This window comes from Streptomyces sp. NPDC039424 (assembly GCF_055639495.1).
This window is the reverse complement of the sequence record NZ_JBVKAI010000003.1, coordinates 366,069-390,557: the sequence shown is the minus strand read 5'-3', so window position 1 is coordinate 390,557 and position 24,489 is coordinate 366,069. Positions and strand designations below refer to the sequence as shown.

At 71.4% G+C, this 24,489-nt stretch carries 20 protein-coding genes, 1 tRNA gene and 1 pseudogene; 10 read left to right on the top strand and 12 right to left on the bottom strand.

The window, feature by feature from the left end; translation table 11 throughout:
* Genes ACZ7L0_RS10010 through ACZ7L0_RS10000 form a run of 3 tightly spaced genes read left to right on the top strand, consistent with a single transcriptional unit; the run spans position 1 to position 3,395 of the window.
* Positions 1 to 1,788 (top strand): branched-chain amino acid ABC transporter permease, encoded by a 1,788-nt coding sequence (locus ACZ7L0_RS10010; RefSeq protein WP_471242205.1) that lies wholly within the window; start codon positions 1 to 3, stop codon positions 1,786 to 1,788.
* 6 nt (positions 1,789 to 1,794) lie between these two features.
* The gene (locus ACZ7L0_RS10005; RefSeq protein WP_471241946.1) at positions 1,795 to 2,682 is read left to right on the top strand and encodes an ABC transporter ATP-binding protein; all 888 of its coding nucleotides are present in this window, start codon (positions 1,795 to 1,797) and stop codon (positions 2,680 to 2,682) included.
* Positions 2,679 to 3,395 (top strand): ABC transporter ATP-binding protein, encoded by a 717-nt coding sequence (locus tag ACZ7L0_RS10000; protein WP_471241945.1) that lies wholly within the window; start codon positions 2,679 to 2,681, stop codon positions 3,393 to 3,395. Before ACZ7L0_RS10005 ends, ACZ7L0_RS10000 begins: the two co-directional genes overlap by 4 nt.
* 95 nt (positions 3,396 to 3,490) lie before the next feature.
* Here the strand turns inward: ACZ7L0_RS10000 and ACZ7L0_RS09995 are convergent, their stop codons facing one another.
* Positions 3,491 to 4,156 carry an ANTAR domain-containing response regulator gene (locus ACZ7L0_RS09995; RefSeq protein ID WP_471241944.1) on the bottom strand — a complete coding sequence of 222 codons (666 nt, stop codon included), beginning with the start codon at positions 4,154 to 4,156 and terminating at the stop codon, positions 3,491 to 3,493.
* 98 nt (positions 4,157 to 4,254) lie between these two features.
* On the opposite strand from ACZ7L0_RS09995, the gene ACZ7L0_RS09990 reads away from it, so the two are divergent.
* Positions 4,255 to 4,329: transfer RNA gene (locus tag ACZ7L0_RS09990), tRNA-Leu, on the top strand.
* Positions 4,330 to 4,434: 105 nt separating this feature from the next.
* A pseudogene (locus ACZ7L0_RS09985) lies at positions 4,435 to 5,189 on the top strand (helix-turn-helix domain-containing protein).
* Between the two features lie 22 nt (positions 5,190 to 5,211).
* On the opposite strand, the gene pyk reads toward ACZ7L0_RS09985, so the two are convergent.
* A complete protein-coding gene (pyk, locus tag ACZ7L0_RS09980) occupies positions 5,212 to 6,648 on the bottom strand; it encodes a pyruvate kinase (RefSeq protein WP_471241943.1) in 1,437 nt (478 codons plus the stop codon).
* Between the two features lie 281 nt (positions 6,649 to 6,929).
* Complete coding sequence (locus ACZ7L0_RS09975; RefSeq protein WP_471241942.1) at positions 6,930 to 7,619, bottom strand: SIMPL domain-containing protein; 690 nt, start codon at positions 7,617 to 7,619, stop codon at positions 6,930 to 6,932.
* Between the two features lie 148 nt (positions 7,620 to 7,767).
* Between ACZ7L0_RS09975 and ACZ7L0_RS09970 the strand changes: the two genes are divergently transcribed.
* The gene (locus tag ACZ7L0_RS09970; RefSeq protein WP_471241941.1) at positions 7,768 to 9,573 is read left to right on the top strand and encodes a bifunctional metallophosphatase/5'-nucleotidase; all 1,806 of its coding nucleotides are present in this window, start codon (positions 7,768 to 7,770) and stop codon (positions 9,571 to 9,573) included.
* Positions 9,574 to 9,592: 19 nt separating this feature from the next.
* Here ACZ7L0_RS09970 and ACZ7L0_RS09965 read toward each other — a convergent pair whose 3' ends face one another.
* Positions 9,593 to 11,014, bottom strand: coding sequence for a lysine N(6)-hydroxylase/L-ornithine N(5)-oxygenase family protein (locus ACZ7L0_RS09965; protein ID WP_471241940.1), 1,422 nt, complete (start codon positions 11,012 to 11,014; stop codon positions 9,593 to 9,595).
* The gene (locus ACZ7L0_RS09960) at positions 11,011 to 12,369 is read right to left on the bottom strand and encodes a pyridoxal phosphate-dependent decarboxylase family protein (RefSeq protein WP_471241939.1); all 1,359 of its coding nucleotides are present in this window, start codon (positions 12,367 to 12,369) and stop codon (positions 11,011 to 11,013) included. Before ACZ7L0_RS09960 ends, ACZ7L0_RS09965 begins: the two co-directional genes overlap by 4 nt.
* 199 nt (positions 12,370 to 12,568) lie before the next feature.
* On the opposite strand from ACZ7L0_RS09960, the gene ACZ7L0_RS09955 reads away from it, so the two are divergent.
* On the top strand, positions 12,569 to 13,117 hold the full coding sequence (locus ACZ7L0_RS09955; protein ID WP_471241938.1) for a GNAT family N-acetyltransferase: 549 nt from the start codon (positions 12,569 to 12,571) through the stop codon (positions 13,115 to 13,117).
* Between the two features lie 23 nt (positions 13,118 to 13,140).
* Here the strand turns inward: ACZ7L0_RS09955 and ACZ7L0_RS09950 are convergent, their stop codons facing one another.
* From ACZ7L0_RS09950 to ACZ7L0_RS09930, 5 genes are all read right to left on the bottom strand, one after another.
* Positions 13,141 to 13,974: an NAD(P)H-binding protein gene (locus tag ACZ7L0_RS09950; RefSeq protein ID WP_471241937.1), complete on the bottom strand. Its 834-nt coding sequence runs from the start codon at positions 13,972 to 13,974 to the stop codon at positions 13,141 to 13,143.
* 112 nt (positions 13,975 to 14,086) lie between these two features.
* Positions 14,087 to 16,591, bottom strand: coding sequence for an aminopeptidase N (pepN, locus tag ACZ7L0_RS09945; RefSeq protein WP_471241936.1), 2,505 nt, complete (start codon positions 16,589 to 16,591; stop codon positions 14,087 to 14,089).
* A gap of 113 nt (positions 16,592 to 16,704) precedes the next feature.
* Positions 16,705 to 17,250, bottom strand: coding sequence for a response regulator (locus ACZ7L0_RS09940; RefSeq protein ID WP_471241935.1), 546 nt, complete (start codon positions 17,248 to 17,250; stop codon positions 16,705 to 16,707).
* A 114-nt stretch (positions 17,251 to 17,364) separates the two neighbouring features.
* Entirely contained in the window at positions 17,365 to 17,715 is a 351-nt protein-coding gene (locus tag ACZ7L0_RS09935; RefSeq protein WP_471241934.1) for a chorismate mutase, read from the bottom strand.
* An 11-nt stretch (positions 17,716 to 17,726) separates the two neighbouring features.
* Positions 17,727 to 18,626 carry a helix-turn-helix domain-containing protein gene (locus tag ACZ7L0_RS09930; RefSeq protein WP_471241933.1) on the bottom strand — a complete coding sequence of 300 codons (900 nt, stop codon included), beginning with the start codon at positions 18,624 to 18,626 and terminating at the stop codon, positions 17,727 to 17,729.
* Between the two features lie 136 nt (positions 18,627 to 18,762).
* Between ACZ7L0_RS09930 and ACZ7L0_RS09925 the strand changes: the two genes are divergently transcribed.
* Together ACZ7L0_RS09925 and ACZ7L0_RS09920 are read left to right on the top strand one after the other, a co-directional pair.
* Positions 18,763 to 20,535 (top strand): glycoside hydrolase family 35 protein, encoded by a 1,773-nt coding sequence (locus tag ACZ7L0_RS09925; protein WP_471241932.1) that lies wholly within the window; start codon positions 18,763 to 18,765, stop codon positions 20,533 to 20,535.
* Positions 20,536 to 20,573: 38 nt separating this feature from the next.
* Positions 20,574 to 21,455 carry a hypothetical protein gene (locus ACZ7L0_RS09920; RefSeq protein WP_471241931.1) on the top strand — a complete coding sequence of 294 codons (882 nt, stop codon included), beginning with the start codon at positions 20,574 to 20,576 and terminating at the stop codon, positions 21,453 to 21,455.
* A 52-nt stretch (positions 21,456 to 21,507) separates the two neighbouring features.
* Here ACZ7L0_RS09920 and ACZ7L0_RS09915 read toward each other — a convergent pair whose 3' ends face one another.
* Positions 21,508 to 22,950 carry an MFS transporter gene (locus ACZ7L0_RS09915; protein ID WP_471241930.1) on the bottom strand — a complete coding sequence of 481 codons (1,443 nt, stop codon included), beginning with the start codon at positions 22,948 to 22,950 and terminating at the stop codon, positions 21,508 to 21,510.
* Positions 22,951 to 23,095: 145 nt separating this feature from the next.
* Here ACZ7L0_RS09915 and ACZ7L0_RS09910 point away from each other — a divergent pair, with 145 nt between their 5' ends.
* On the top strand, positions 23,096 to 23,569 hold the full coding sequence (locus ACZ7L0_RS09910) for a MarR family winged helix-turn-helix transcriptional regulator (RefSeq protein WP_471241929.1): 474 nt from the start codon (positions 23,096 to 23,098) through the stop codon (positions 23,567 to 23,569).
* Between the two features lie 7 nt (positions 23,570 to 23,576).
* Here ACZ7L0_RS09910 and ACZ7L0_RS09905 read toward each other — a convergent pair whose 3' ends face one another.
* Positions 23,577 to 24,488 (bottom strand): SDR family oxidoreductase, encoded by a 912-nt coding sequence (locus tag ACZ7L0_RS09905; RefSeq protein WP_471241928.1) that lies wholly within the window; start codon positions 24,486 to 24,488, stop codon positions 23,577 to 23,579.
* Between the last annotated feature and the right edge of the window lies 1 nt (position 24,489).

Here is a 24,489-nt window from a genome sequence, read left to right as displayed (position 1 = left end):
ATGACCGACACCACCACCAAGACCACGGCCGCGGTCGCGGCCGGACGCGGGCCCGTCCCGCTGCCGCCGGGCGCAGCCCGTCTGCTCATCGCCGTCGGCGCCGTCGGCACCATCGCCAGCACCTTCCTCAGCTGGACCTGGACCCCCGAGTTCCCCGGCGACCTGACGGTCTACGGCTACCCGGCGGGGCTGCAGATCCTCGCCCTCGTGGGCGGCGCCCTGACCCTCCTGTACGTCCTCAACCTGTGGGACGTGCCGGTACTGCGCTGGCTGAACCCCGGCAAAGCCACCTCCCCCGTCCTGCTGACGGCGCTGTCCGCCTTCGCCGTCTGCTGGTACACGGCCATCGCCATCGCCGTCGACCTCGGCGGACTGGTCAACCTCGAACCCGGGGCCTATGTGGCGGCCGTGGCCTCCGCGCTCCCGGTCGTGGGCGCCCTCGCGCTGCCGCACCCCGCCCCCGAGGCCGGCCTCCGCGGCTACCTCGCCAAGCCCGACCAGCCGCGTCCCGGCACGCTGTCCCCGATCGCCGAGCGCGCCGTCATCACGGCCGGCACCGCCCTCGCCCTGATCGCCTTCACCTACGGCATCGGCATCGACAACGACGCGAGCGAGACCTTCATCGGGTACATCCTGCTGTTCGTCTTCGCCGCCTGGGGCCTCGTCCACACCGGTCTCCTCGACCGCTACGCGACCGTCTCCGCCCGGCACAAAGGTTTCGCCGCCGCGCTCGCCTTCGCCGCCGCCGTGATCTTCCCGTTCACCCAGAGCGACGACCACAACGCCAACATCGGCGTGAACATCCTGATCTTCGCCACCGTCGCCCTCGGCCTGAACATCGTCGTCGGCCTCACCGGTCTGCTCGACCTCGGTTACGTCGCCTTCCTCGGCGTCGGCGCCTACGCGGCGGCCCTGGTCTCCGGCTCGGAGTACTCCCGGTTCGCCGGCGTGCAGTTCCCGTTCTGGGCCGCCGCCCTCACCGGCATGGCCGCCTCGCTGGTCTTCGGTGTCCTGATCGGCGCGCCCACGCTGCGGCTGCGCGGCGACTACCTGGCCATCGTGACGCTCGGCTTCGGTGAGATCTTCCGCATCACCGTCAACAACCTGGACGGCGACTCGGGTCCGAACATCACCCGCGGACCGAACGGCATCACCCAGATCCCGGACCTCAACATCTTCGGGTTCAACCTGGGCGAGGCACACGACATCGGCGGGTTCACCCTGGGCCGGTTCGCCAACTACCTCTTCCTGATGCTCTTCGTCACGGCCATCGTCGTGCTCGTCTTCACCCGCGCCGCCGACTCCCGTATCGGCCGCTCCTGGATCGCCATCCGCGAGGACGAGACCGCCGCCACCGCCATGGGCATCAACGGCTTCCGGGTCAAGCTGGTCGCCTTCGCCCTCGGCGCCTCCCTCGCCGGTCTCGCCGGCACCGTGATGGCGCACGTCAACTACAGCGTCAACCCGCAGCCGTACCAGTTCGCGGGCGCCGCCCCGCCCAACTCGGCCTTCCTGCTGGCCGCCGTCGTCCTCGGCGGCATGGGCACCGTCAGCGGCCCGCTGCTCGGCGCGAGCGTCCTCTACCTGGTCCCCGAGAAGCTCCAGTTCCTGCAGAACTACGAGCTCTTCGCCTTCGGTATCGCGCTGATCCTGCTGATGCGCTTCCGCCCGGAGGGCATCATCGCCAACCGTCGCCGCCAGCTCGAATTCCACGAGACCGGCCAACTCGACGTACCAGACAAGACGACGCTGACCGACGAACCGGCCGTCACCAAGGCAGGGGCGTAAAGAACGATGACAACCACGTCCACTCCTGTACTCGAAGCCCGTGACGTCACGATGCGCTTCGGCGGCCTCACCGCCGTCCGCTCCGTCGACTTCACCGTCAACAGCGGCGAGATCGTCGGCCTGATCGGGCCGAACGGCGCCGGCAAGACCACCTTCTTCAACTGCCTCACCGGTCTCTACGTGCCGACCGAGGGGACGGTGTCGTACAAGGGCACCGTGCTGCCGCCCAAGCCGCACCTGGTGACGCAGGCGGGCATCGCCCGTACCTTCCAGAACATCCGGCTCTTCGCCAACATGACCGTTCTGGAGAACGTCCTGGTGGGCCGTCACACGCGCACCAAGGAAGGCCTCTGGTCGGCGCTGCTGCGCGGCCCCGGCTTCAAGAAGGCCGAGAAGGAGTCCGAGGCGCGGGCGATGGAGCTCCTGGAGTTCGTCGGCCTCGACGCCAAGCGCGACCACCTGGCGCGCAACCTGCCCTACGGCGAACAGCGCAAGCTGGAGATCGCCCGGGCGCTCGCCTCCGAGCCCGGCCTGCTCCTCCTGGACGAGCCGACGGCCGGTATGAACCCGCAGGAGACCCGGGCCACCGAGGACCTGGTCTTCGCCATCCGGGACAAGGGCATCGCCGTCCTCCTCATCGAGCACGACATGCGCTTCGTCTTCAACCTGAGCGACCGCGTCGCCGTCCTCGTCCAGGGCGAGAAGCTCGTCGAGGGCACCTCGGACGTCGTCCAGGCGGACGAGCGCGTGATCGCGGCCTACCTCGGCGAGCCGTTCGAGGGCGAGCCCGGCGAGGCCGAGGCAGCCGAGGTCGAGGCCGCCGAAGCCGCCGCCGAGACGGCACCGGCCGACGCGGAGAGCACCACCAGCATCACCAAGGGAGAAGCCCAGTGACCGCTCTGCTCGAGGTCGAGGACCTCAGGGTCTCCTACGGCAAGATCGAAGCCGTCAAGGGCATCTCGTTCAGTGTCGAGGCCGGTCAGGTCGTCACCCTCATCGGCACCAACGGCGCCGGCAAGACGACGACCCTGCGCACGCTGTCGGGCCTGCTGAAGCCCACCTCCGGGAAGATCGTCTTCGACGGCAAGCCGCTCAGCGGCGTCCCCGCCCACAAGATCGTCGCCCTCGGGCTCGCCCACTCCCCCGAGGGCCGGCACATCTTCCCGCGCCTCACCATCACCGAGAACCTCCAGCTCGGCGCCTTCCTCCGCAAGGACAAGGAGGGCATCGAGAAGGACATCCAGCGGGCGTACGACCTCTTCCCGATCCTGGGTGAGCGGCGCAAGCAGGCCGCGGGCACCCTCTCGGGCGGTGAGCAGCAGATGCTGGCCATGGGCCGGGCGCTGATGTCCCAGCCCAAGCTGCTGATGCTGGACGAGCCGTCGATGGGTCTGTCCCCGATCATGATGCAGAAGATCATGGCCACCATCGCCGAGCTGAAGTCCCAGGGCACCACGATCCTGCTGGTCGAGCAGAACGCCCAGGCGGCGTTGTCGCTCGCCGACCAGGGCCATGTCATGGAGGTCGGCAACATCGTCCTGTCGGGCGGCGGGCGTGACCTGCTGCACGACGAGTCGGTGCGGAAGGCGTACCTGGGCGAGGACTAGCCCGACCGGGGTACGACACGAAGAGGCCCGCGCCCGTTTCTCCGGGGCGCGGGCCTCGTCGTACGTGTGCGACGACGTACCGGCGTGATCGCGGGTCAGCCCTTGTCGGCCTTGGTCGCCTTCTTCTCCTCGTTGTCCGCGATGACCGCCTCGGCGACCTGCTGCATGGACAACCGGCGGTCCATGGAGGTCTTCTGGATCCACCGGAAGGCGGCCGGCTCGGACAGCCCGTACTGGGTCTGCAGGATGGACTTCGCCCGGTCGACCAGCTTGCGGGTCTCCAGCCGCTGGGTGAGGTCGGCGACCTCCTTCTCCAGCTCCCTCAGCTCGTTGAACCGCGAGACGGCCATCTCGATCGCCGGGACGACGTCGCTCTTGCTGAACGGCTTCACCAGGTACGCCATGGCACCCGCGTCGCGGGCCCGCTCGACCAGGTCGCGCTGGGAGAAGGCGGTGAGCATCAGCACCGGTGCGATGGACTCCTCGGCGATCTTCTCCGCCGCCGAGATGCCGTCGAGCTTGGGCATCTTCACGTCCAGGATGACCAGGTCCGGCCGGTGCTCACGGGCCAGCTCCACGGCCTGCTCCCCGTCCCCCGCCTCACCTACGACGGTGTACCCCTCCTCCTCCAGCATCTCTTTGAGATCGAGCCGGATCAGGGCCTCGTCCTCGGCGATGACGACACGGGTCGTCAGCGGAGGCACGTGCGACTTGTCGTCGTCGGGCACGTCTACGGGCTGGGGCGACTCGGGGGCGGTCACGGGGGCTCCTCGTTCAGGGGCGGGGTACTGCTGACAAGAGCCTACCTAGCTGCGGTAAGGTAGAGCACGGCGGGTGACCGTCAACCTTTGATTCATTGGCCCCCGTAGCCCAATTTGGCAGAGGCCGCGGATTCAAAACCCGTACAGTGTCGGTTCAAGTCCGACCGGGGGCACTTTTCCTTCGAATCCAAGGTTACTCCAGAAAGCGGATGTCCACGTTCTCGTGAACATTCGCTTTTTGCTGCGTGTCGCCGCGATCCCCCTCGGAGAGTGGCCGCATGTACGACGTCAGCACACGCAAGCGGGCCCTCGCGCTGGTTGCCCAGGGGCGCAGCCTCAACTCGGTGAGCCGCGAGACCGGCATCTCACGCGCCGCGATCCGCTCGTGGCAGGACCGCCTCGAACCGCTGCCCCGCATGGCGCCGCCGGACCCCGGACCGCCCTCCGACGACCGCGCGTACGCCTATCTACTCGGCCTCTATCTCGGTGACGGATGCATCAGCGCTCACCCGCGCACCGGCTACTACCTGAGATCGCGTGCGCCGATGCGTGGCCCGGACTCATGGAACAGTGTCGCGAGGCCATCGCAAAAGTGCGCCCCGGCGTCGGCATCTGCACGCTCCAGAAACAGGGCTGCGCGGCGGTGACCAGCTACTCCCCGCACTGGCCTCGACTGTTCCCCCAACACGGCCCCGGCAAGAAACACGAACGCCGCATCGCCCTCGAACCCTGGCAGCAGCAGATCGTCGACGCCCACCCCTGGGAGTTCATCCGGGGCCTCATCCACTCCGACGGTTGCCGCATCACCAACTGGACCACCCGTGTGGTCGGCGGCCGGCGCAAGCGATACGAATATCCCCGGTACTTCTTCACCAACGTGTCCGAGGACATCCGCCGCCTCTGCACCGACACCTTCGACAAACTCGGTATCGAGTGGACGCAGTGCGCCCGCGACGGAACCCCGTACAACATCTCCGTCGCCCGCAAAGCCTCCGTAGCCCTGATGGACGCCCACGTGGGCCCCAAGCACTGACAAGGGAGGGGCCCAGCGTGCGCTACTTGGGGCTGTCGTCCTCACCGATGTGGTGGACGCGCACCATGTTCGTCGAGCCGGAGACGCCGGGCGGGGAGCCGGCCGTGATCACCACGATGTCGCCCTTTTGGCAGCGGCCGTACTTCAGCAGCAGTTCGTCGACCTGGTCGACCATCGCGTCCGTGGAGCCGACGGGCGGGACGAGGAAGGTCTCGGCGCCCCAGGTGAGGCTGAGCTGGGAGCGGGTGGCCTGTTCGGGGGTGAAGGCCAGGAGGGGGATGGGCGAGCGGTAGCGGGAGAGGCGGCGGGCGGTGTCGCCGGACTGGGTGAAGGCGACCAGGAACTTCGCGCCGAGGAAGTCCCCCATCTCCGCGGCCGCGCGGGCGACCGCGCCGCCCTGGGTGCGGGGCTTGTTGCGGTCGGTCAGCGGCGGGAGGCCCTTGGCCAGGATGTCCTCCTCGGCCGCCTCGACGATCTTGGACATCGTCCGGACCGTCTCGACGGGGTACTTGCCGACGCTCGTCTCGCCGGACAGCATCACCGCGTCCGTGCCGTCGATGACCGCGTTGGCCACGTCGCTCGCCTCCGCGCGCGTCGGGCGCGAGTTCTCGATCATGGAGTCCAGCATCTGCGTCGCCACGATCACCGGCTTGGCGTTGCGTTTGGCCAGCTTGACGGCGCGCTTCTGGACGATCGGGACCTGTTCGAGGGGCATCTCGACGCCCAGGTCGCCGCGGGCCACCATGATGCCGTCGAAGGCGGCGACGATGTCCTCGATCGCGTCCACGGCCTGCGGCTTCTCCACCTTGGCGATCACCGGGAGGCGGCGGCCCTCCTCGTCCATGATCCGGTGGACGTCCGCGATGTCCTTGCCGCTGCGGACGAAGGACAGGGCGATGACGTCGAAGCCGGTGCGCAGCGCCCACCGCAGGTCGGCCTCGTCCTTCTCGGAGAGGGCGGGGACCGAGACGGCGACGCCGGGCAGGTTGAGGCCCTTGTGGTCGGAGATCATGCCGCCCTCGACGACCGTGGTGTGGACCCGGGGGCCGTCGACGGCGGTGACCTCCAGGCAGACCTTGCCGTCGTCGACGAGGACGCGTTCGCCGGGGGTGACGTCGTGGGCGAGGCCGGAGTAGGTGGTTCCGCAGTGGCTGCGGTCGCCTTCCGCGCCCGGTTCGACGGTGATGGTGAAGGAGTCGCCGCGTTCAAGGAGTACGGGGCCCTCGGCGAAGCGGCCGAGCCGGATCTTCGGGCCCTGAAGGTCGGCGAGGATCCCGACGCTGCGGCCGGTCTCGTCGGAGGCCTTTCGCACGTGCTGGTAGCGCTCCTCGTGCTCGGCGTAACCGCCGTGGCTGAGGTTGAATCGGGCGACGTCCATTCCGGCCTCGACCAGTGCCTTGATCTGGTCATATGAGTCGGTGGCGGGCCCCAGAGTACAGACGATCTTTGCTCGGCGCATAATTCGAGCCTAGGCCTTACCCGCCGGTAGAGAATTGGTGGGGCGTGACGACTCAACAACCTTTGGATGAAGGGTCGTTGACAAGTGTTGAATTGTGCGACCGCCCGCTCTGATGAGCATTTTGACGTATTCGGTGAGGTCACATAAGGCCATAGGGAATCAGCAGACGGTCACTCGGCGAGGGTCACCCCCCGGTCGATCACCGGCCGCGCGCCGAGCGCGATCTACTGCTCGCCGAGGCCGCGGTCCACCGGGCGGACGCCGAGCCATGGGCGTCGCCCCTATGGGGTCAACTGTGGCGGCACCATGGTGAATTGGGCGCTGACCTGAGCGCTGACGTGCAGCCGCTGGGGTTCCAGGTCGAGCGGTTCGGGGGCCTCGGTGACCTCGGCGAGGGACATGCGGCGGACGCCTCGCTCGAAGGGTGTCCGGGTGGACCGGGGCCGCTCGGTGCCGGTGTCGGCGAGTTCGACCAGGGCGGCCAGGGTGGTGCCCAGCGCCCGCGCGTACTCGTGGGCGCGCTGCACGGCTTCCCTTACGGCCTGCTGCCGGGCCTCGCGGTGCACAGGCGAGTCGGGGCGCAGCGTCCACCAGGGGCCGTCGACGCGGGTGAGCTCCAGGTCGGCGAGGCGGGTGGTGAGTTCGCCGAGGACGGTGAAGTCGGTGAACTCCGCGGTGAGGTGGACACGGCCGTGGTAGGCGTGGACGCGTTCGCCGCGGCCGCGTTCGGTGAGCTCCGGGATGATGGAGAAGGCGCCGGTCGACAGGCGTTCCACGGCGTCCCCGTACGACTTGACCAGGTCCAGGACGGTGGCGTTGCGGCGGGTGAGGTCGTCGAGGGCGCTGCGCCGGTCGCGGCCGCGGGCGCTGACCGTGACGCTGATGCGCGCGATCTCGGGCTCGACTTCCAGTTCGGCCTCGCCGCGGACGACGAGGAGGGGGGCGTCCGGGGTGCCGTGGGGGGTGGTCATACGCCCCACTCTGTCACCGGTTTCCCGGTTGGGCACGCGGAGTTGACCGATTAGGTCACCAGATCGAAACCTCCCGGACCTGTTGCTGTCCGTCATGAACGGGTCAGAATCTACGCGCGTCGTTGACCATCCCCGAGGAGAACGAGACATGCCGTTGAACCGTCGGAAGTTCCTGAAGAAGTCCGCCGCCACCGGGGCGGGTGTGGCGGTCGCCGGCGCGGCGGCGGCTCCGGCGGCCGAGGCGGCGGAGGCGAAGAAGCCCGCGAAGCCGGCGAAGCGGTACGCGCTGACGGTGATGGGGACGACCGACCTGCACGGGCACGTCTTCAACTGGGACTACTTCAAGGACGCGGAGTACTCCGACAAGGCCGGCAACGCGATGGGCCTGGCCCGTATCTCGACCCTGGTGAACCAGGTGCGCGAGGAGAAGGGCCGCTGCAACACCCTGCTGCTGGACGCGGGCGACACCATCCAGGGCACCCCGCTGACGTACTACTACGCCAAGGTGGACCCGATCACCGCCAAGGGCGGCCCGGTGCACCCGATGGCGCAGGCGATGAACGCGATCGGCTACGACGCGGCGGCCCTGGGCAACCACGAGTTCAACTACGGCATCGAGACGCTGCGCAAGTTCGAGGACCAGCTGCGCTTCCCGCTGCTGGGTGCGAACGCGCTGGACGCGAAGACGCTGAAGCCCGCCTTCCCGCCGTACTTCATCAAGAAGTTCCATGTACCGGGTGCCCCGCCGGTGAAGGTCGCGGTGCTGGGCCTGACGAACCCGGGCATCGCGATCTGGGACAAGGCGTACGTCCAGGGGAAGCTGACCTTCCCGGGCCTGGAGGAGCAGGCGGCGAAGTGGGTGCCGAAGCTGCGTTCCATGGGCGCGGACGTGGTCGTCGTGTCGGCGCACTCCGGCTCCTCCGGTACCTCGTCGTACGGTGACCAGCTGCCGTACGTGGAGAACGCGGCGGCCAATGTCGCCAAGCAGGTGCCCGGCATCGACGCGATCCTGGTCGGCCACGCGCATGTGGAGATCCCGGAGCTGAAGGTCACCAACGAGGCCACCGGCAAGACGGTCGTGCTGTCGGAGCCGCTGTGCTACGCCGAGCGCCTCACCCTCTTCGACATCGAGCTGGTGTTCAGCAAGGGCAGGTGGGAGGTGGAGTCGGTCGCCGCCAAGCTGCTGAACTCGGCCTCGGTCGCCGACGACCCGAAGATCACCAGGCTGCTGACGGACGAGCACGCGAAGGTCGTCGAGTACGTCAACCAGGTGGTCGGCTCCGCGACCGCGACGCTGACCACGGTCGACGCCCGCTACAAGGACGCCCCGATCATCGACCTGATCACCAAGGTCCAGGAGGACGTGGTCAAGGCGGCGCTGGCGGGCACCGAGTACGCCTCGCTGCCGGTGATCGCGCAGGCCTCGCCGTTCTCCCGCACCTCGGAGATCCCGGCGGGCAAGGTGACGATCCGGGACCTGTCGAGCCTGTACGTGTACGACAACACGCTGGTCGCGAAGCTGATGACGGGCGCGCAGGTGCGGGCGTACCTGGAGTACTCGGCGGAGTACTTCGTCCAGACGGCCGCCGACGCGGCGGTCGACGTGGAGAAGCTGACCAACGCCGGTGGCCGTCCGGACTACAACTACGACTACGTCTCGGGCTTCCAGTACGAGATCGACATCGCCCAGGCGGCCGGTTCGCGCATCAAGAACCTCACCTTCAACGGTGCCGCTCTGGATGACGCCCAGCAGTTCGTGCTCGCGGTGAACAACTACCGCGCCAACGGCGGCGGCGCGTTCCCGCATGTCGCCTCGGCCAAGGAGCTGTGGTCGGAGTCGACCGAGATCCGGACCCGGATCGCGGAGTGGGTGACCGCGAAGGGTGTGCTGGACCCGAAGGACTTCGCGTCGGTGGACTGGAAGCTCACGCGGAACGGCACGCCGGTGTTCTAGAGGTCCGGCGCTTTCCCGCTCATCGTCCCTCGACGAGGGGGATGAGGGTCTTGGCCGGCCGCCGCGCGAGGGGTACCTGCGGTTGCCGGCCGAGGCCGAAGGTGGTGAAGGCGGTCCGGGTGGGCAGCGGGTACGGGTCCCTCCCGGTGAGGGAGTTGAGGATGGTGGCGCTGCGCCAGGCCGCGAGGCCGAGGTCGGGGGCGCCGACGCCGTGGGTGTGCAGTTCGGCGTTCTGCACGTACACCGCGCCGGTGACGCACGGGTCGAGGAGCATCCGGAACCGCTCGTCGATACGCGGGCGTTCGCCGCTGTCGCGGCGCAGGTAGGGGTCGAGACCGGCCAGGAGACGGCCGAGGGGGCGTTCGCGGTAGCCGGTGGCGAGGACGACGGCGTCGGTGGTCAGGCTGGACCGGGTGCCCTGCTGGACGTGTTCCACGTGGAGTTCGAGCTTGCTGATGGCCATGCGTCCGGCGGTGCGGAGGTGGACGCCGGGGGTCAGGACGGCGTCGGGCCAGCCGCCGTGCAGGGTGCGCCGGTAGAGCTCTTCGTGGATGGCGGCGATGGTGTCGGCGTCGATGCCCTTGTGGAGCTGCCACTGGGAGGCGACGAGCCGGTCGCGGACGGGCTCGGTGAGGGCGTGGAAGTAGCGGGTGTAGTCCGGGGTGAAGTGCTCCAGGCCCAGCTTGGAGTACTCCATGGGTGCGAAGGCCTCCGTGCGGCCGAGCCAGTGCAGCCTCTCGCGGCCGGGCGGGCGGTGGCGCAGCAGGTCGAGGAAGACCTCGGCGCCGGACTGTCCCGAGCCGACGACGGTGACATGGCCGGCGGCGAGGACGGTGTCGCGGTGGTCGAGGTAGTCGGCGGCGTGGATGACGGGGACGCCGGGTGCCTCGACCAGGGGTTTCAGCGGATCCGGCACATACGGTGCGGTGCCGACGCCGAGGACGATGTTCCTGGCGAGCGTACGGCCGAGGGCCTCGGCCTCCCCGTCGGCGCCGAGCTGGGTGAAGTCGACCTCGAAGACGTCGTGTTCGCTGTTCCAGCGGACGGCGTCGACCTGGTGGGAGAAGTGCAGTCCGGGGACGTTCTGGGACACCCAGCGGCAGTAGGCGTCGTACTCGGCGCGCTGGATGTGGAAGCGCTCGGCGAAGTAGAAGGGGAAGAGCCGGTCGCGGGCCCGGAGGTAGTTGAGGAAGGTCCAGGGGCTGGCCGGGTCGGCGAGCGTCACCAGATCGGCGAGGAAGGGGACCTGGACGGTGGCGCCGTCGATGAGCAGGCCGGGGTGCCAGTCGAAGCCGGGGCGCTGTTCGTAGAAGACGGCGTCGAGTCCGGGGAGGGGGTTGGCGAGGGCGGCCAGGGAGAGGTTGAACGGTCCGATGCCGATGCCGACCAGGTCGCGTGGTACTCCGGGCTCGTGGGGTGGTGGGCTGGGTGTCTGGCTCATCGGGGGGTGGTCCCTTCCACGAGTTTCAGGAGATGGGCCAGGTCGTCGGGCCCGGTGCGGGGGTTGAGGAGGGTGGCCTTGAGCCAGAGGCGGCCGTCCATGCGGGCCCGGCCGAGGACGGCGCGTCCGTCGTGCAGCAGCCCGCGTCGCACCTCGGCGACGGCGTCGTCGGTGGCCTCCGCGGGCCGGAACAGGACCGTGCTGATGACCGGCCGGTCGTAGAGCTCGAAGCCCGGGTGGTCGTGGACGAGGGCGGCGAACTGCCGGGCGCGGGCGCAGACCTGGTCGACGAGGGCGCCGAGGCCGGTGCGGCCGAGGGTCTTCAGCGTGACGGCGATCTTGAAGACGTCGGGGCGCCGGGTGGTGCGCGGGGAGCGGCCGAGCAGGTCGGGGTAGCCGGCCTCGGTGTCGTCGTCCGCGTTGAGGTAGTCGGCGCGCTGGTTCAGGACGGCGAGGTCGCGCGGGCGGGCGACGGCGAGGAGGCCGGCGGCGACCGGCTGCCAGCCCAGTTTGTGCAGGTCGAGGGCGACGGTGTGGGCGGCTTCGAGTCCGGCGAGCTTCTCCCGGTGGCGGTCGCTGAAGACCAGGCCCCCGCCGTAGGCGGCGTCGACGTGCAGCCGGACGCCGTGGGCGGCGCACAGGCCGGCGATCTCGGGCAGCGGGTCGATCAGTCCGGCGTCGGTGGTGCCGGCGGTGGCGGCGACGAGCAGCGGGCCGGGGAGGCGGGTGAGGGCCTCGTCGAGTGCGGCGGGGTCGAGGGTGCCGCGGGGCGCGGGGACGACGACCGGGTCGGGCAGGCCGAGCAGCCAGGCGGCGCGGGGCAGGGAGTGGTGGGCGCCCGCGCCGCAGATCAGCTGGACGCTGCCGCCGTGCGCCTCGCGGGCGAGCAGCAGGGCGAGTTGGTTGGCCTCGGTGCCGCCGGTGGTGACGAGGGCGTCGGCCAGGCCGATCTCCTGGGCGAGGGCGCGGGTGACGAGGGCCTCCAGGGCGGAGGCGGCCGGGGCCTGGTCCCAGGAGTCGAGGGAGGGGTTGAGGGCGCTCGCGGCGAGGTCGGCGGCGGTGGCGACGGCGAGGGGCGGGCAGTGCAGGTGGGCGGCGCACAGCGGGTCGGCGGGGTCGGCGGAGCCTGCGGCGAGGGCGTGGACGAGGGTGCGCAGCGCGTCGGGGTCGCCGTCGTCGGGCAGGACGTCGCCCATGGCGTCGGCGATCCGTGTGGCGACGGCGTCCGGTCCGCCCGCGGGCAGCGGGCCGCCGCGTGACCGGCCGCCTTCGCGCAGGGCGTCCAGGACCGTGTCGAGCAGGGGCCCCAGGGCTGCGGGGCCGTCGGGTCCTGAGGCGAGGGACGGCGTGCTCATGGGCTCTCCTCACGGGGCGTGGGACGTGGGGACATCCGCAGGGGGAGTTCCAGCTTGTACGCGCAGGGGGCGGCGCGTCCGGGAAGCCCGACGATCACAACCCGAAAGTGGGTACTCCCGTACGGGGAGACCGTGTTGGAAGACCATGTGGGAAGACCGTGTCGTCGGGGCCGTGAGGGAAGGTGGGTGCGTCGGTCGGATGGTTGACGCGTGGATGGTGGACGTGCCCGGTGAGCGGGTGGTGGTACGGGAGCCCGTCCCGGCGGACGAGGCGCCGCTGCTGGCCCTGTTCGAGGCGTCCGAGGACTGGTTCGTGGCCGCTACGGGTCTGCCGTCGGCGCCCGGTGACGTGCAGAGCCTGTTCTACTCGCTGCCGGACGGGGCCCGCCCGGAGGACAAGGTGCTCCTGGTCCTGGAGCGGGACGGTGTGGTGACGGGCCTGGTGGACGCCGTGCGGGACCACCCGGAGCCCGGTGCCGTGTCGGTGGGGATGTTCCTGCTGGCGCCGTGGGCACGGGGCCGGGGCCTGGGCCGGGCGCTGGCCGAGTCGCTCCTGGCCCGGGCGGGGGGCGTCACCCGGGTGCGGGCGACGGTCCCGCCCGGCTGGCGGCCCGGCGAACGCTTCCTGGAACGGCTCGGCTTCACGCTGGAGGAGGAGTCGGGGGTGGGCGCGGACGTGGGCAACCGGCGGGCGGGGCCGCGTGAAGCCGCCGTGCGGCGGGCGGAGTTGCGCGTCGGCCGGGGCTGACGCGCTCGGTCTACTCGCTCCGCTCAGGCCCGGAAGTCGTCCGCGTGGTCCTCGGCCCACCGGGCGAAGGTGCGGGCCGGGACGCCGGTGATCTTCTCGACGGTGGTGGTGATCTCCGGGGCGACGCCCACGGTGGCCGCGAAGGACTTCAGGAGTCCCTGGAGCACCTCCGGCGGCACGTGCGGGAACAGTTCGGGGCCGGCCTCCTCGGGCGATGTCTCCACGAACCGCAGGTCGCGTCCGACCGCCCGGCCGATCGCGGCGATCTGTTCGGCGTTGGTGACCGCCTCCGGACCGGTGAGGCGGTGGGCGGCTCCCTCGTGTCCGGCCTCCAGCAGGACGCGTTCGGCGACCGCGGCGATGTCGTCCTCGTGGATGGGGGCCGTGACCATGCCCGCGTAGACGCCCCGGACCGTGTCCGAGGTACGGATCTGCGGGGCCCACTGCAGTGCGTTGGTGGCGAAGGCGTTGGGCCGCAGGAAGGTCCACTCCAGGCCGCTGTCGCGGATCTGCCGTTCGGCGGTGGCGTGCATGACGTGAATGGGGTGGGTCTCGTCGGCGCCCTCCTGGACGATGCCGGAGGAGAGCAGCACGACGTGGCGGACCCCGGCCGTGCGGGCCGCGTCGAGCAGGGCGCCGGCCTGTGCGCCGCCCGCCTGCACGTACAGGAACAGCTTGGACGCGCCCTCGAACAGGGCGGCGCCCTCTTCGGGGTCGAACCGCACCACCTCGGCCCCCTCCGGCAGCCCGGCCCGCAGCGGGTCGCGGGTCAGCGCCCGTACGGGCCGGTCCGCGGCGACGAGCCGTTCCACCAGGGCACGGCCCACATTCCCGGTGGCACCGGTCACTACGATCACAGTCTTCTCCTCGGATGCTCGGCCGATCGTCCTCGGGCTCTGCCGAGCCTAGGAAGGACGATCGGTCCGCCGCATCGTCGGCAAGGACCAGACGTGCCCTACGTCGCCGGTATTAGGACCTGCCCTGGGCCTCCCGTACGCGCAACGCCCGTGCCAGGTCGTCGAGTTCGTCGGCGAGCTTGCGGCGCAGCGCGGTGACCGGGGCGGCGTCGCGCAGGCAGGCCTCGCCCAGGCGGAGGTTCTCGTCGTCGACGGCATGGGCGGGGAAGGCCCAGTGGCCGGCGGCGGCGGCGATGGCGGGTCCGCGGCGGGCGGCGAGGGCGACCACGTCCTCGTAGTAGCGCGGCACGTACTCCCGTACCAGGTCGGCCTGTTCGGGCTGCCAGAAGCCCTGGGCGGTGGCGATGAACAGGTAGTTGGACAGGTCGTCGGTGGCGAACATCGCCTCCCAGGCCCGGCGCTTGGCCTCCGGGTCGGGCAGGGCCGCGCGGCAGCGGGCGGCGCCCTCCTGGCCGGTGGCGCTGGGGTCGCGCTCCAGTTCGCCGGTGATGGCGGTCTCGTCGGTGGCGCCGAGGACGGCGAGCCGGCCGAGGATGCGCCAGCGCAGCTCGGGGTCGAGCTCCGGGCCGCCGGGCACGGTGCCGTCGGCGAGCCAGGCGGCGATGGTGTCGGGGTGGGCGGCGACGTCGATGAAGTGTCGTACGGCGACCAGGCGCAGGCCGGGGTTGTCGCCGTCCTCGGTGCGGCGGATCAGGTCGCGGCAGAGCGAGGTGAGGGTGGCCAGGGCGGCGGGACGTTCCTCGGTCGCCAGGTAGCGGTCGGCGACATGGGTGGCGGCGAAGGCCAGCACGCCCTGGACGAGGGCGAGGTCGGTCTCGTGCGGGAGGTGGGTGCGGGCGGCCTCCAGGTAGGTGGCGGGCGGGAGTTCGCCGTCGCGGACCGCGTCCCGGAGGGCGTTCCACACCACCGCGCGGGTGAGCGGCTCGGGCAGGGCGGACAGGCCGGCGCGCACCGCCCGGAAGGACTCGGGGTCGAAGCGGACCTTGGCGTAGGTCAGGTCGCCGTCGTTGAGGACGAGCAGCTCGGGGCGCTTGCCGATGGGCTGCGGGGCGGTCTGCGGCAGGTCGACGTCGAGGCGTTCGCGCAGGGTGAGGCGGCCTTCGTCGGCGAGGTCCTGGTCGTAGACGCCGACGGTGATCCGGTGCGGGCGGCTGCCGGCGCGTTCGACGGTCAGGGCGCGGGTGCCCTCGTCGGTGGTGGTGACGCGCGGGGTGAGCGTGTCGACGCCGGTGGTGCGCAGCCAGGCGTCGGCCCAGGCGTGGACGTCGCGGTCGGTGGCGGCGGCGAGGGAGTCGATGAAGTCGGCGAGGGTGGCGTTGGCGAACCTGTGGCGGGCGAAGTGGATGTTGATGCCGGCCAGGAAGTCCTTCTCGCCGAGCCAGGCGACGAGCTGGCGCAGGGCGGAGGCGCCCTTGGCGTAGGAGATGCCGTCGAAGTTGAGCAGCGCGGCGGCGGTGTCGTCGACGGCCTCGGGGGCGACCGGGTGGGTGGAGGGGCGCTGGTCGGCGTCGTAGCCCCAGGCCTTGCGGGTGACGCCGAACTCGACCCAGGGCTGGGTGAAGCGGGTCGCTTCGAGGGTGGTCTGGTAGCCCATGTACTCGGCGAAGGACTCGTTCAGCCAGATGTCGTCCCACCACTTGAGGGTGACGAGGTCGCCGAACCACATGTGGGCCATCTCGTGGGCGACGACCATGGCGCGGGTCTGGCGTTCGGTGTCGGTGACGGCGGAGCGGTAGACGAACTTGTCGCTGAAGGTGACCAGGCCCGGGTTCTCCATGGCGCCCGCGTTGAACTCGGGGACGAATGCCTGGTCGTAGGAGTCGAAGGGGTAGGGCTCCTCGAACTTCTCGTGGAAGCGGTCGAAGCACGCGCGCGTGACGTCGAGGATCTCGTCGGCGTCGGCGTCGAGGTGGGGGGCGAGCGAGCGGCGGCAGTGGATGCCGAAGGGCAGCCCGCGGTGCTCGGTGCGCACGGAGTGGAAGGGGCCGGCGGCGACGGCGACGAGGTAGGTGGAGAGCGGCGGGGTGGGGGCGGCCTGCCAGCGGCCCTCGCCGAGGTGTTCGGTGATGCCGTTGGCGAGCACGGTCCAGCCCTCGGGGGCCGTCACCTTCAGTTCGAAGACGGCCTTCAGGTCGGGCTGGTCGAAGGCGGCGTAGACGCGCTGTACGTCGTCCATGAACACCTGGGAGTAGACGTACGTCTCGCCGTCGGTGGGGTCGGTGAAGCGGTGCATGCCCTCGCCGGTGCGGGAGTAGCGCATCGCCGCGTCGACGCGCAGTTCGTGCTCGCCGGGGGTGAGGTTCTTCAGGGGCAGCCGGTTGTCGTCCAGGGTCGCCGGGTCGAGGGGCTGTCCGTCGAGGGTGACGGAGCGCAGCTCGGCGGGCTTGAGCTCGACGAAGGTGTCCACGTTGGCGCCGTCGGCCCGTACCGAGAACCGGATCACGGTGCGGGAGTCGAAGCGCTCGTCCCCGGTGGTCAGGTCGAGGTCGATCGTGTAGCGGTGGACGTCGAGGAGCTGGGCACGGGTCTGCGCTTCGTCGCGCGTCAGTACGGACATGAACGACATGCTGCCTGATGTCACCGACACGGCACAGAGGCGGATCGGTACGCGGCCTATGTCCGGTTGGCGCCGGGCCGCGTCCGGGCGTGCGCCGGGGCGGGGCCTGGGCCCTAGCTGCGGTCCGGTGTCGCGCGGCTGCGGTGGGCGTCGCGTTGGGGTGGGACGTGGCTGTCGGGTGGGGGCGGGGAGTGGTGCGGGGCGTGTTCCTGGGCGTCCGGGTGGCCCTTGACCAGGGCGCGCAGGTCGCGGATCTCCTGTTCCAGGGCGAGCCGGTGCTGGTGGGCGTCGTAGAGGTAGCGGACCTTGGTGCGCAGGGCCCAGGGGTCGACGGGTTTCAGGACGAGGTCGGCGACGCCGAGGGCGAAGGCGCTGGCGGTCAGTTCCTGGTCCGGGCCGAAGCCGGTGAGCAGGATGACGGGTATGTGCTGGGTCTGCTCCAGGCGGCGCAGATAGCGCACGACGTCCAGGCCGCTGACGCCGGGCATGCGGACGTCCAGCAGCAGGAGGCCGACCTGACCGCGCAGGACCTGCTTGAGCGCCTCGTCGCCGCTGGTGGCCCGGCCGAGCCGGTAGCCCAGCGGGGCCAGGGCGCTCTCCAGCGCGTACAAGGTGTCCTTGTGGTCGTCGACGATGAGGATCTTGGCATCCGATGGCATGGCCAACGTCCCTCCCACGTGAGCAACCAGCTTACTTCCCGGCACTGACAGCGGGTGCTCGCCGATTGACGGGGAGTGCGCTCCGGCGGCCCGGTCCGCGGCTGCCGCCGGTGATCAGGTGGCGCTCGACGCCTGGTGGTTGACGGTGTCCTCGGCGATGCGCTCGTGATGCCTGATCACTTCGGCGATGATGAAATTGAGGAATTTTTCGGCGAACGCCGGGTCGAGCTTGGCATTCTCGGCGAGGCTGCGCAGCCGGGCGATCTGCCGCCCCTCCCGCGCCGGGTCGGCCGGCGGCAGCTGGTGGACGGCCTTGAGCCGGCCCACCTGCTGGGTGGCCTTGAAGCGCTCGGCGAGCATGTGCACGACGGCCGCGTCGATGTTGTCGATGCTCTCGCGCAGCCGCTCGAGCTCCTCGCGGACGGCGGGGTCGACGGCTCCGTTACCGGTGTTGCTGGTGGTCATGGGCGTCAACCCTAGGCCCTGTCGTCCTCGGGGGCGTGGGGGTCTTCCATCGCGGACGGATCGTCGGGGGCGCGGTCGTTGCCGTCGCCGGGGGCGGCGCGGCCCTGCTGGGCGCGGAAGCGGACGGGGGCCAGGCCGACGCGGCGGGCGAACAGGCGGGAGAAGTAGGCCGGGTCGTCGTAGCCGACGCGGCGGGCGACGGAGGCGACCGGGAGGTCGGTGGCCGCGAGGAGTTCCTTGGCGCGGCCCAGGCGGATGCCGAGCAGGTAGTCCTTGGGACTGCACCCGGCACCGCGCCGGACGGCGGCGCGCAGCTCGGCGGGGGTCATGTTGTGCCGGGCGGCGTGTTCGGCGACCGTCATCGGGGTGCAGGCGTCCCGGGCGAGGGCCTGTAGGACCGGGTCGCCGTCGGGGGCGAGGTCGGCGCGGGCGCGGCGCAGGGCGACCAGGAGTTCGTGGACGGCGGCGCCGGTCTCCACCTCCAGCAGCGGGTTGCCGCGGCCGGCGGCGCGGGCGATGCGGCCGACGACGGCTCGGGGGCCGGTGGCGTCGGCGAGGGGCACGACGGGCCGCTCGGGTTCGATGTAGCCGAGTTCGGTGTACGTGGCGGTGGCCGGGCCGGTGAAGCCGACGAACCCCTCGTCCCAGCCGTTCGCCGGGTCGGCCGCGTAGTGGTGCGGCACGCCGGGTGTGAGCCACAGCAGCGCCGGCGCGGTGATGGTGGTGGGGCGCCCGTCGGGGCCGCGGTACCAGCCGCCGCCCGTGCTGATCACGACGGCGACGTGGTGGTCGAGGGTGCGCGGTCCGACGGCGGGCAGGGCGCCGTACTGGAGGCCGACGCCGAGGCAGACCAGACCGAGGCGGTGGTGGACCGGGCTGGGGCTGAAGTACCGCATCCAGGTGTGGTACATGGCCGCGCGCTCCTCCCCCGCGTCGCTACCGGCGTTGTTTCCGTCGTTTCGGACGTCGTTTCCGGCATCGCTTCCGTCCAAGTACAGCCGATCTTTGTCCATGGAGTTGATCGCCGCCAGGGGCGAGGGTGGGCGCATGAGCGAGTTCACTGTGGGGGACACGGATTTCCTGCTGGACGGGCGGCCGGTGCGGCTGCTCTCCGGCGCGCTGCACTACTTCCGGGTGCACGAGGCGCACTGGCGTCACCGGCTGGCGCTGCTGCGGTCGATGGGCCTCAACTGCGTGGAGACGTACGTCCCGTGGAACCTGCACGAGCCGCGCCCCGGCGACTTCCGGGACGTACAGTCCCTGGGCCGCTTCCTGGACGCGGTGCGGGAGGCGGGGCTGTGGGCGATCGTGCGGCCGGGCCCCTACATCTGCGCCGAGTGGGAGAACGGCGGCCTGCCGCACTGGCTGACGGGCGAGCTGGGCACGCGTGTGCGTACCCGTGACGAGCGCTATCTGGCCCACCTGGACCGCTGGTTCCACCATCTGCTGCACGAGGTCGTGCCCCGGCAGTCCGACCGCGGCGGACCGGTGATCATGGTGCAGGTCGAGAACGAGTACGGCGCCTACGGTTCCGACGAGGTCTATCTGCGGCACCTGACCGACATGCTCGGCGCCAAGGGGATCACGGTCCCGCTGTGCACCTCCGACGGCCCGGAGGACCACATGCTCACCGGCGGCTCGGTGCCGGGCGTCCTGGCCACGGTGAACTTCGGCTCCCGCGCGCGCGAGGCCTTCGAGACGCTGCGCCGGCACCAGCCCTCCGGGCCGCTGATGTGCATGGAGTTCTGGTGCGGCTGGTTCGACCGGTGGGGCGGCGAGCATGTCGTCCGGGATGCCGCGGACGCGGCGCGGAGCCTACGGGAGATCCTGGAGTGCGGCGCCTCGGTCAACGTGTACATGGCGCACGGCGGCACCAACTTCGCGGGCTGGGCGGGCGCCAACCGGGGCGGCGGCGACATGCACGAGGGGCCGCTGGAGCCGGACGTGACCTCGTACGACTACGACGCGCCGATCGACGAGTACGGGCGCCCCACGGAGAAGTTCTGGGCCTTCCGCGAGGTGCTCGCCGCCCACAATCCCGGCCCGCTGCCCGAACCGCCCCCGCTCCCGGCACCGTTGGGTGTTCCCACGGAGGTGCGGCTGTCCGACTGGGCCCCCCTGGGGGACGTGCTGGAGGCACTCGGCGGCCGGGAGAGCGTCGGTGGCGTGCCGCCCACCTTCGAGGAGCTGGACGTCGACCGGGGGCTGGTCCGCTACGAGGTGAGTGTGCCGGGCCCGCGGCAGCCGTACCCGCTGGCCCTGCGCGGGCTGCGCGATCTGGCGGTGGTGTACGTCGACGGGGAGCGGGCCGGGGTGCTCACCGAGGAGGACGACACGCTGGAGAAGCCCGTCGCCGGGCCCGCGCGCGTGGAGGTGTGGGTGGAGTCCCTGGGGCGGGTCAACTACGGGCCCCGCAGCGGCGAGCCCAAGGGCCTCACCGGGGGCGTCCTGCACGAGCGGCAGTATCTGCACGGCGTACGCGCGCGTGGACTGCGGCTGGACGCCTTCGACGGCGGCGTCGAGCCGGTGCCCTTCGGCGCGCTGCCCGCCGGCGGCGCCCCGGGGCTGTATCGGGGCACCGTCACGGTCCACGGGGCCGGGGACGCGCGGCTGGAACTGCCGGGCTGGACCCGCGGGTTCGTCTGGGTCAACGGCTTCAACCTGGGCCGCTACTGGTCCGCCGGCCCCCAGCGGTCCCTGTACGTCCCCGGCCCGGTCCTGCGGGAGGGCGACAACGAGGTGTGGGTGCTGGAACTCCAGGAGACGGAGCCCGGGGTGCCCACCGCACGGCTGAGCGCCCCGCCGCGGCCCCGCGCATAGAGTGGAGAGGAGGCCCGAACGTCTCTGGGGGTACGGACGTGGCTAACGGCGGACCGGTCGAGCACGGCTACCCGCATCTGGAGACGGTGCGGGCCGCCATCACCGCGCTGTACAAGCGCCTCTCGTACGACACCGTCCAGACGTTCTCCGCCAGCCTGGCCCCCGCCGACGTGGCCTTCTGCGACACCGACGACCTCTACCTGGGGGCGCAGCGCGTGGCCCGGGAGATGGTGCGGCACTTCCGGCTGCCGGACGCCCGTCTGGTCGTGAGCTTCCGCGAGATGACCCATGCGGCGAATGTCGAACTCGCCGCCGGGCCCGAGTACTTCGTGGAGCTGAACGACCGGTTCCGCACCCACCGGCGCGACATCGGAGCGGCGCTCGCCCACGAGGTGATGCACGTCTACCTGCATCGCCTCGACCTGTCCTTCCCCGGCACGGCGGACAACGAGATCCTCACGGACACGGCGACCACCTACCTGGGGGCGGGCTGGTTGCTGCTGGACGCCTACCGGGAGGACTCCTTGACCTCCCAGAAGCTGGGCTACCTCACCCCGGAGGAGTTCGGCTACGTACTGGCCAAGCGCGCCCTGGTCTTCCATGAGGACCCCTCGGTGTGGTTCACCAGCCCGCAGGCGTACACGGCGTACGTCAAGGGCATGGCCCAGGCCCGCCAGGACGAGCAGCAGCCCCCGCTGACCGCCGCCGGCTGGGCGGGCCGCCGCCGCTACGCCCGCGACCGCCGCCACGCCCCCGGCCCCCAGCCCGGCGTTCCCTACACCTTCTCCCCCGACGGCGGCGGCCACCTGCGCGTCTCCTTCCCCTGCCCGACCTGCCACCAGCGGATCCGGGTGCCGGTGAAGGGGCGGGTCCGGGCACGGTGCTCGCTGTGCCGGACGGTGCTGGAGTGCGACACGTAGCGGAGACGACTGAAGGGGCGGGGCCCATCCGGGTCCCGCCCCTTCGCGCGTGTCACTCCTGGTGCCCGGCCACCGCCCGCCGGGGCAGTGCCGCGCACAGGGCGGCGCACACCACGAACCCGCCGGTCACCCAGGGCATCGCCGAGCCGAGCGCCTCGGTCGTCCCCTGGCCGGCGTGGTCGAAGAACACCGTCCCGATCACCGCCGCCCCGAGCGCGCCCCCGAACTGCTGGGCCGTGGAGAAGATCCCGGACGCCCCGCCCGCGAGTTCGCCCGGCACCGCGGACAGCACCACGTTCACCAGCGGCACCACCAGGAACCCGAGTCCGGCGCCGGCGACCACCAGTCCGGGCACCAGCGGCCACGCCCCGGTGTGCGCGGCGGCGGCCCCGTCGACCGACGCCCACACCCAGCCGAAGCCGCCCGCCATCATCAGCGCCCCGGCGCCGAGCACCGTCCGCCCGTACCGCACGGCGAGCCCGTCCGCGGCGGGCGCGGTCAGGAAGCCGCCGACGGAGAAGGCCGCGGTCACCATGCCGGCCTGCATCGGCGAGTACCCCTCGCCCCCCTGCAGCCAGATCGCGAAGACCAGGAAGAAGCCCTGCATCCCCACGGAGAACAGCAGCTGGACGAGAACACCTACGGAGAAGGCGGGCAGCCGGAAGGCCCGCGCGGGCAGCAGCGGCACGGTCTTCCCCCCGCGCCGGCGCCGGGCCTCGTACAGCCCGAGCCCGCCGACCGCGACCGTACCGGTGGCGAGGCAGGCCCAGCCCCACAGCGGCCAGCCGTTCTCCCGGCCCTGGACCAGCGGCAGCACGATCGCCACCAGGCCGGCGGCCAGGACCAGGCTGCCCAGCACGTCCGGGCGCCCCGCCGACCGTTCCCGGGTGGCCGGCACCAGCGACAGCCCCGCGACGAAGGTGCCGAGCGCCACCGGCACGTTCACCAGGAACACCGACCGCCAGCCCCAGCCGAACAGGTCGGCGTCGGTGAGCAGCCCGCCGAGCAGCAGCCCCACCGCCGAGGCGAACCCGGCGACGGCGCCGTACACCCCGAAGACGGCCCCGCGTTCCTTGCCCCGGAACAGCGTGCGGAAGGAACCGAGCACCTGCGGCACCAGCACCGCCGCCAGCACCCCCTGCACCGCGCGGGCGGCTATGAGCTGGCCGGGCGACTGCGCCACCCCACAGGCCAGGCTCGCCAGCCCGAAGCCCGCCGTACCGGCGAGGAAGAGGGTCCGGCGTCCGAGACGGTCCCCGAGGTGGCCGGAGACGATCAGGGTGGCGGCGAAGCCGAGCAGATAGGCCGAGACCAGCCACTGCAGCTCGCTCGACGAGGCGTGCAGGTCACGCCCGACGGACGGGATGGCGACGTTCACGATCGTCACGTCCAGCAGGTCCATCAGCGCCGCGATCATCATCACGACGGCGGCGGCCCAGCGGCGTGGATACGGCTCCGCCTCGGTGAGCGGTGGTGCGGTGAGGGACGTGGTCATGCTGGCTCCCCTGATCCAGGATGTGCTGCGCCTAGGATTCAGCGCTCAGATTTATTTCGTTCGGACTAACGAAATAGTTGCACCGGCACCTCGGCCCACGCAAGTACTTAGTTCGACCGAACGAAATTTTTGCTAGCCTGGAGCCATGACGCGGGACGAAGACGCAGCGGAGCGGCACGAGACACTGCGGCGCCTCATGGAGGTGGGGCGCGCGCACAGCGCCGTCACGATCATGTTCCACTCGGCGGTCGCCGCGAAGCAGGGGCTGAACGCCACCGAGGAGAAGACCCTCGACTACCTCCTGCGCGAGGGCCCGCTCACCGCGAAGGACCTCGCGAGGCTGACCGGCCTGGCGCCCGCCTCCGTCACCGGACTGCTGGACCGCCTGGAGGCCAAGGGCTTCGCCCGCAGGGTCAGGCACCCCACGGACAAGCGCCGGGTGGTCGTGGAGCTGGACGACAAGAAGGTCGGCGAACTGGCCGTGTTCTTCGAGGACTGGGCGCGCGACGTCGCCGAGGCCTGCGAGGCGTTCAGCACGGAGGAGCTGCGGACCGTGATCCGCTTCCTGGGCGTGATGAGCGAGCGGCAGCAGGCAGCCGCCGCCCGGCTGACCGGCTGACCGGCTCCTACGCCCCGTACACCGCGCCCGGAGCCTCCGCCTCCGCCAGCAGCTTCAGCGCCTTCTCCCCCGCCCCGGCCGGAGTCCACCGCGCGCCCCGGTCGGCCGTGGGGCCCGGCCGCCAGCCCTCCATGACGGTGATCCGGCCGCCCTCGGCCTCGAAGACCCGGCCGGTCACTCCGGCGCTCGCGGCGGAGCCCAGCCAGACCACCAGCGGGGAGACGTTCTCGGGCGCCATGGCGTCGAAGCCGGAGCCGGGAGCCGCCATGGCCTCGGCGAAGGCGCGTTCCGTCATACGGGTGCGGGCCGCCGGCGCGATGGCGTTGACCTGGACCCCGTACCGGCGCAGCTCGGCCGCCGCGACCAGGGTCAGGCCGACGATCCCGGCCTTGGCGGCGCTGTAGTTGCCCTGCCCGACCGAGCCCAGCAGTCCCGCGCCGCTGCTGGTGTTGACGATCCGGGCCACCGGAGTGCGCCCCGCCTTGGCCTCGGCCCGCCAGTGCGCGGCGGCGTGCTTCAGGGGCAGGAAGTGGCCCTTGAGATGGACGCGGAGGACGGCGTCGAAGTCGTCCTCGTCGAGGTTGACGAGCATCCGGTCGCGCAGGAAACCGGCGTTGTTGACGAGGGTGTCGAGACGGCCGTACGTCTCCACCGCGGCCCGGATCAGCGAGGCGGCCCCCTCGGTCGTCGAGATGTCGCCGCCGTGGGCCGTCGCCTCGCCGCCCGCCGCCCGGATCTCGGCCACGACGGCGCCCGCCGGGCTGTCCGGCCCGGGCGCCCCGTCGAGCCCGACGCCCAGATCGTTGACGACGACCCGCGCGCCCTCGGCGGCGAAGGCCAGGGCGTGGGCGCGGCCGAGCCCCCGGCCGGCGCCGGTGACCACGACGACGCGGCCCGCACAGATTCCGCTCGCGTTCATG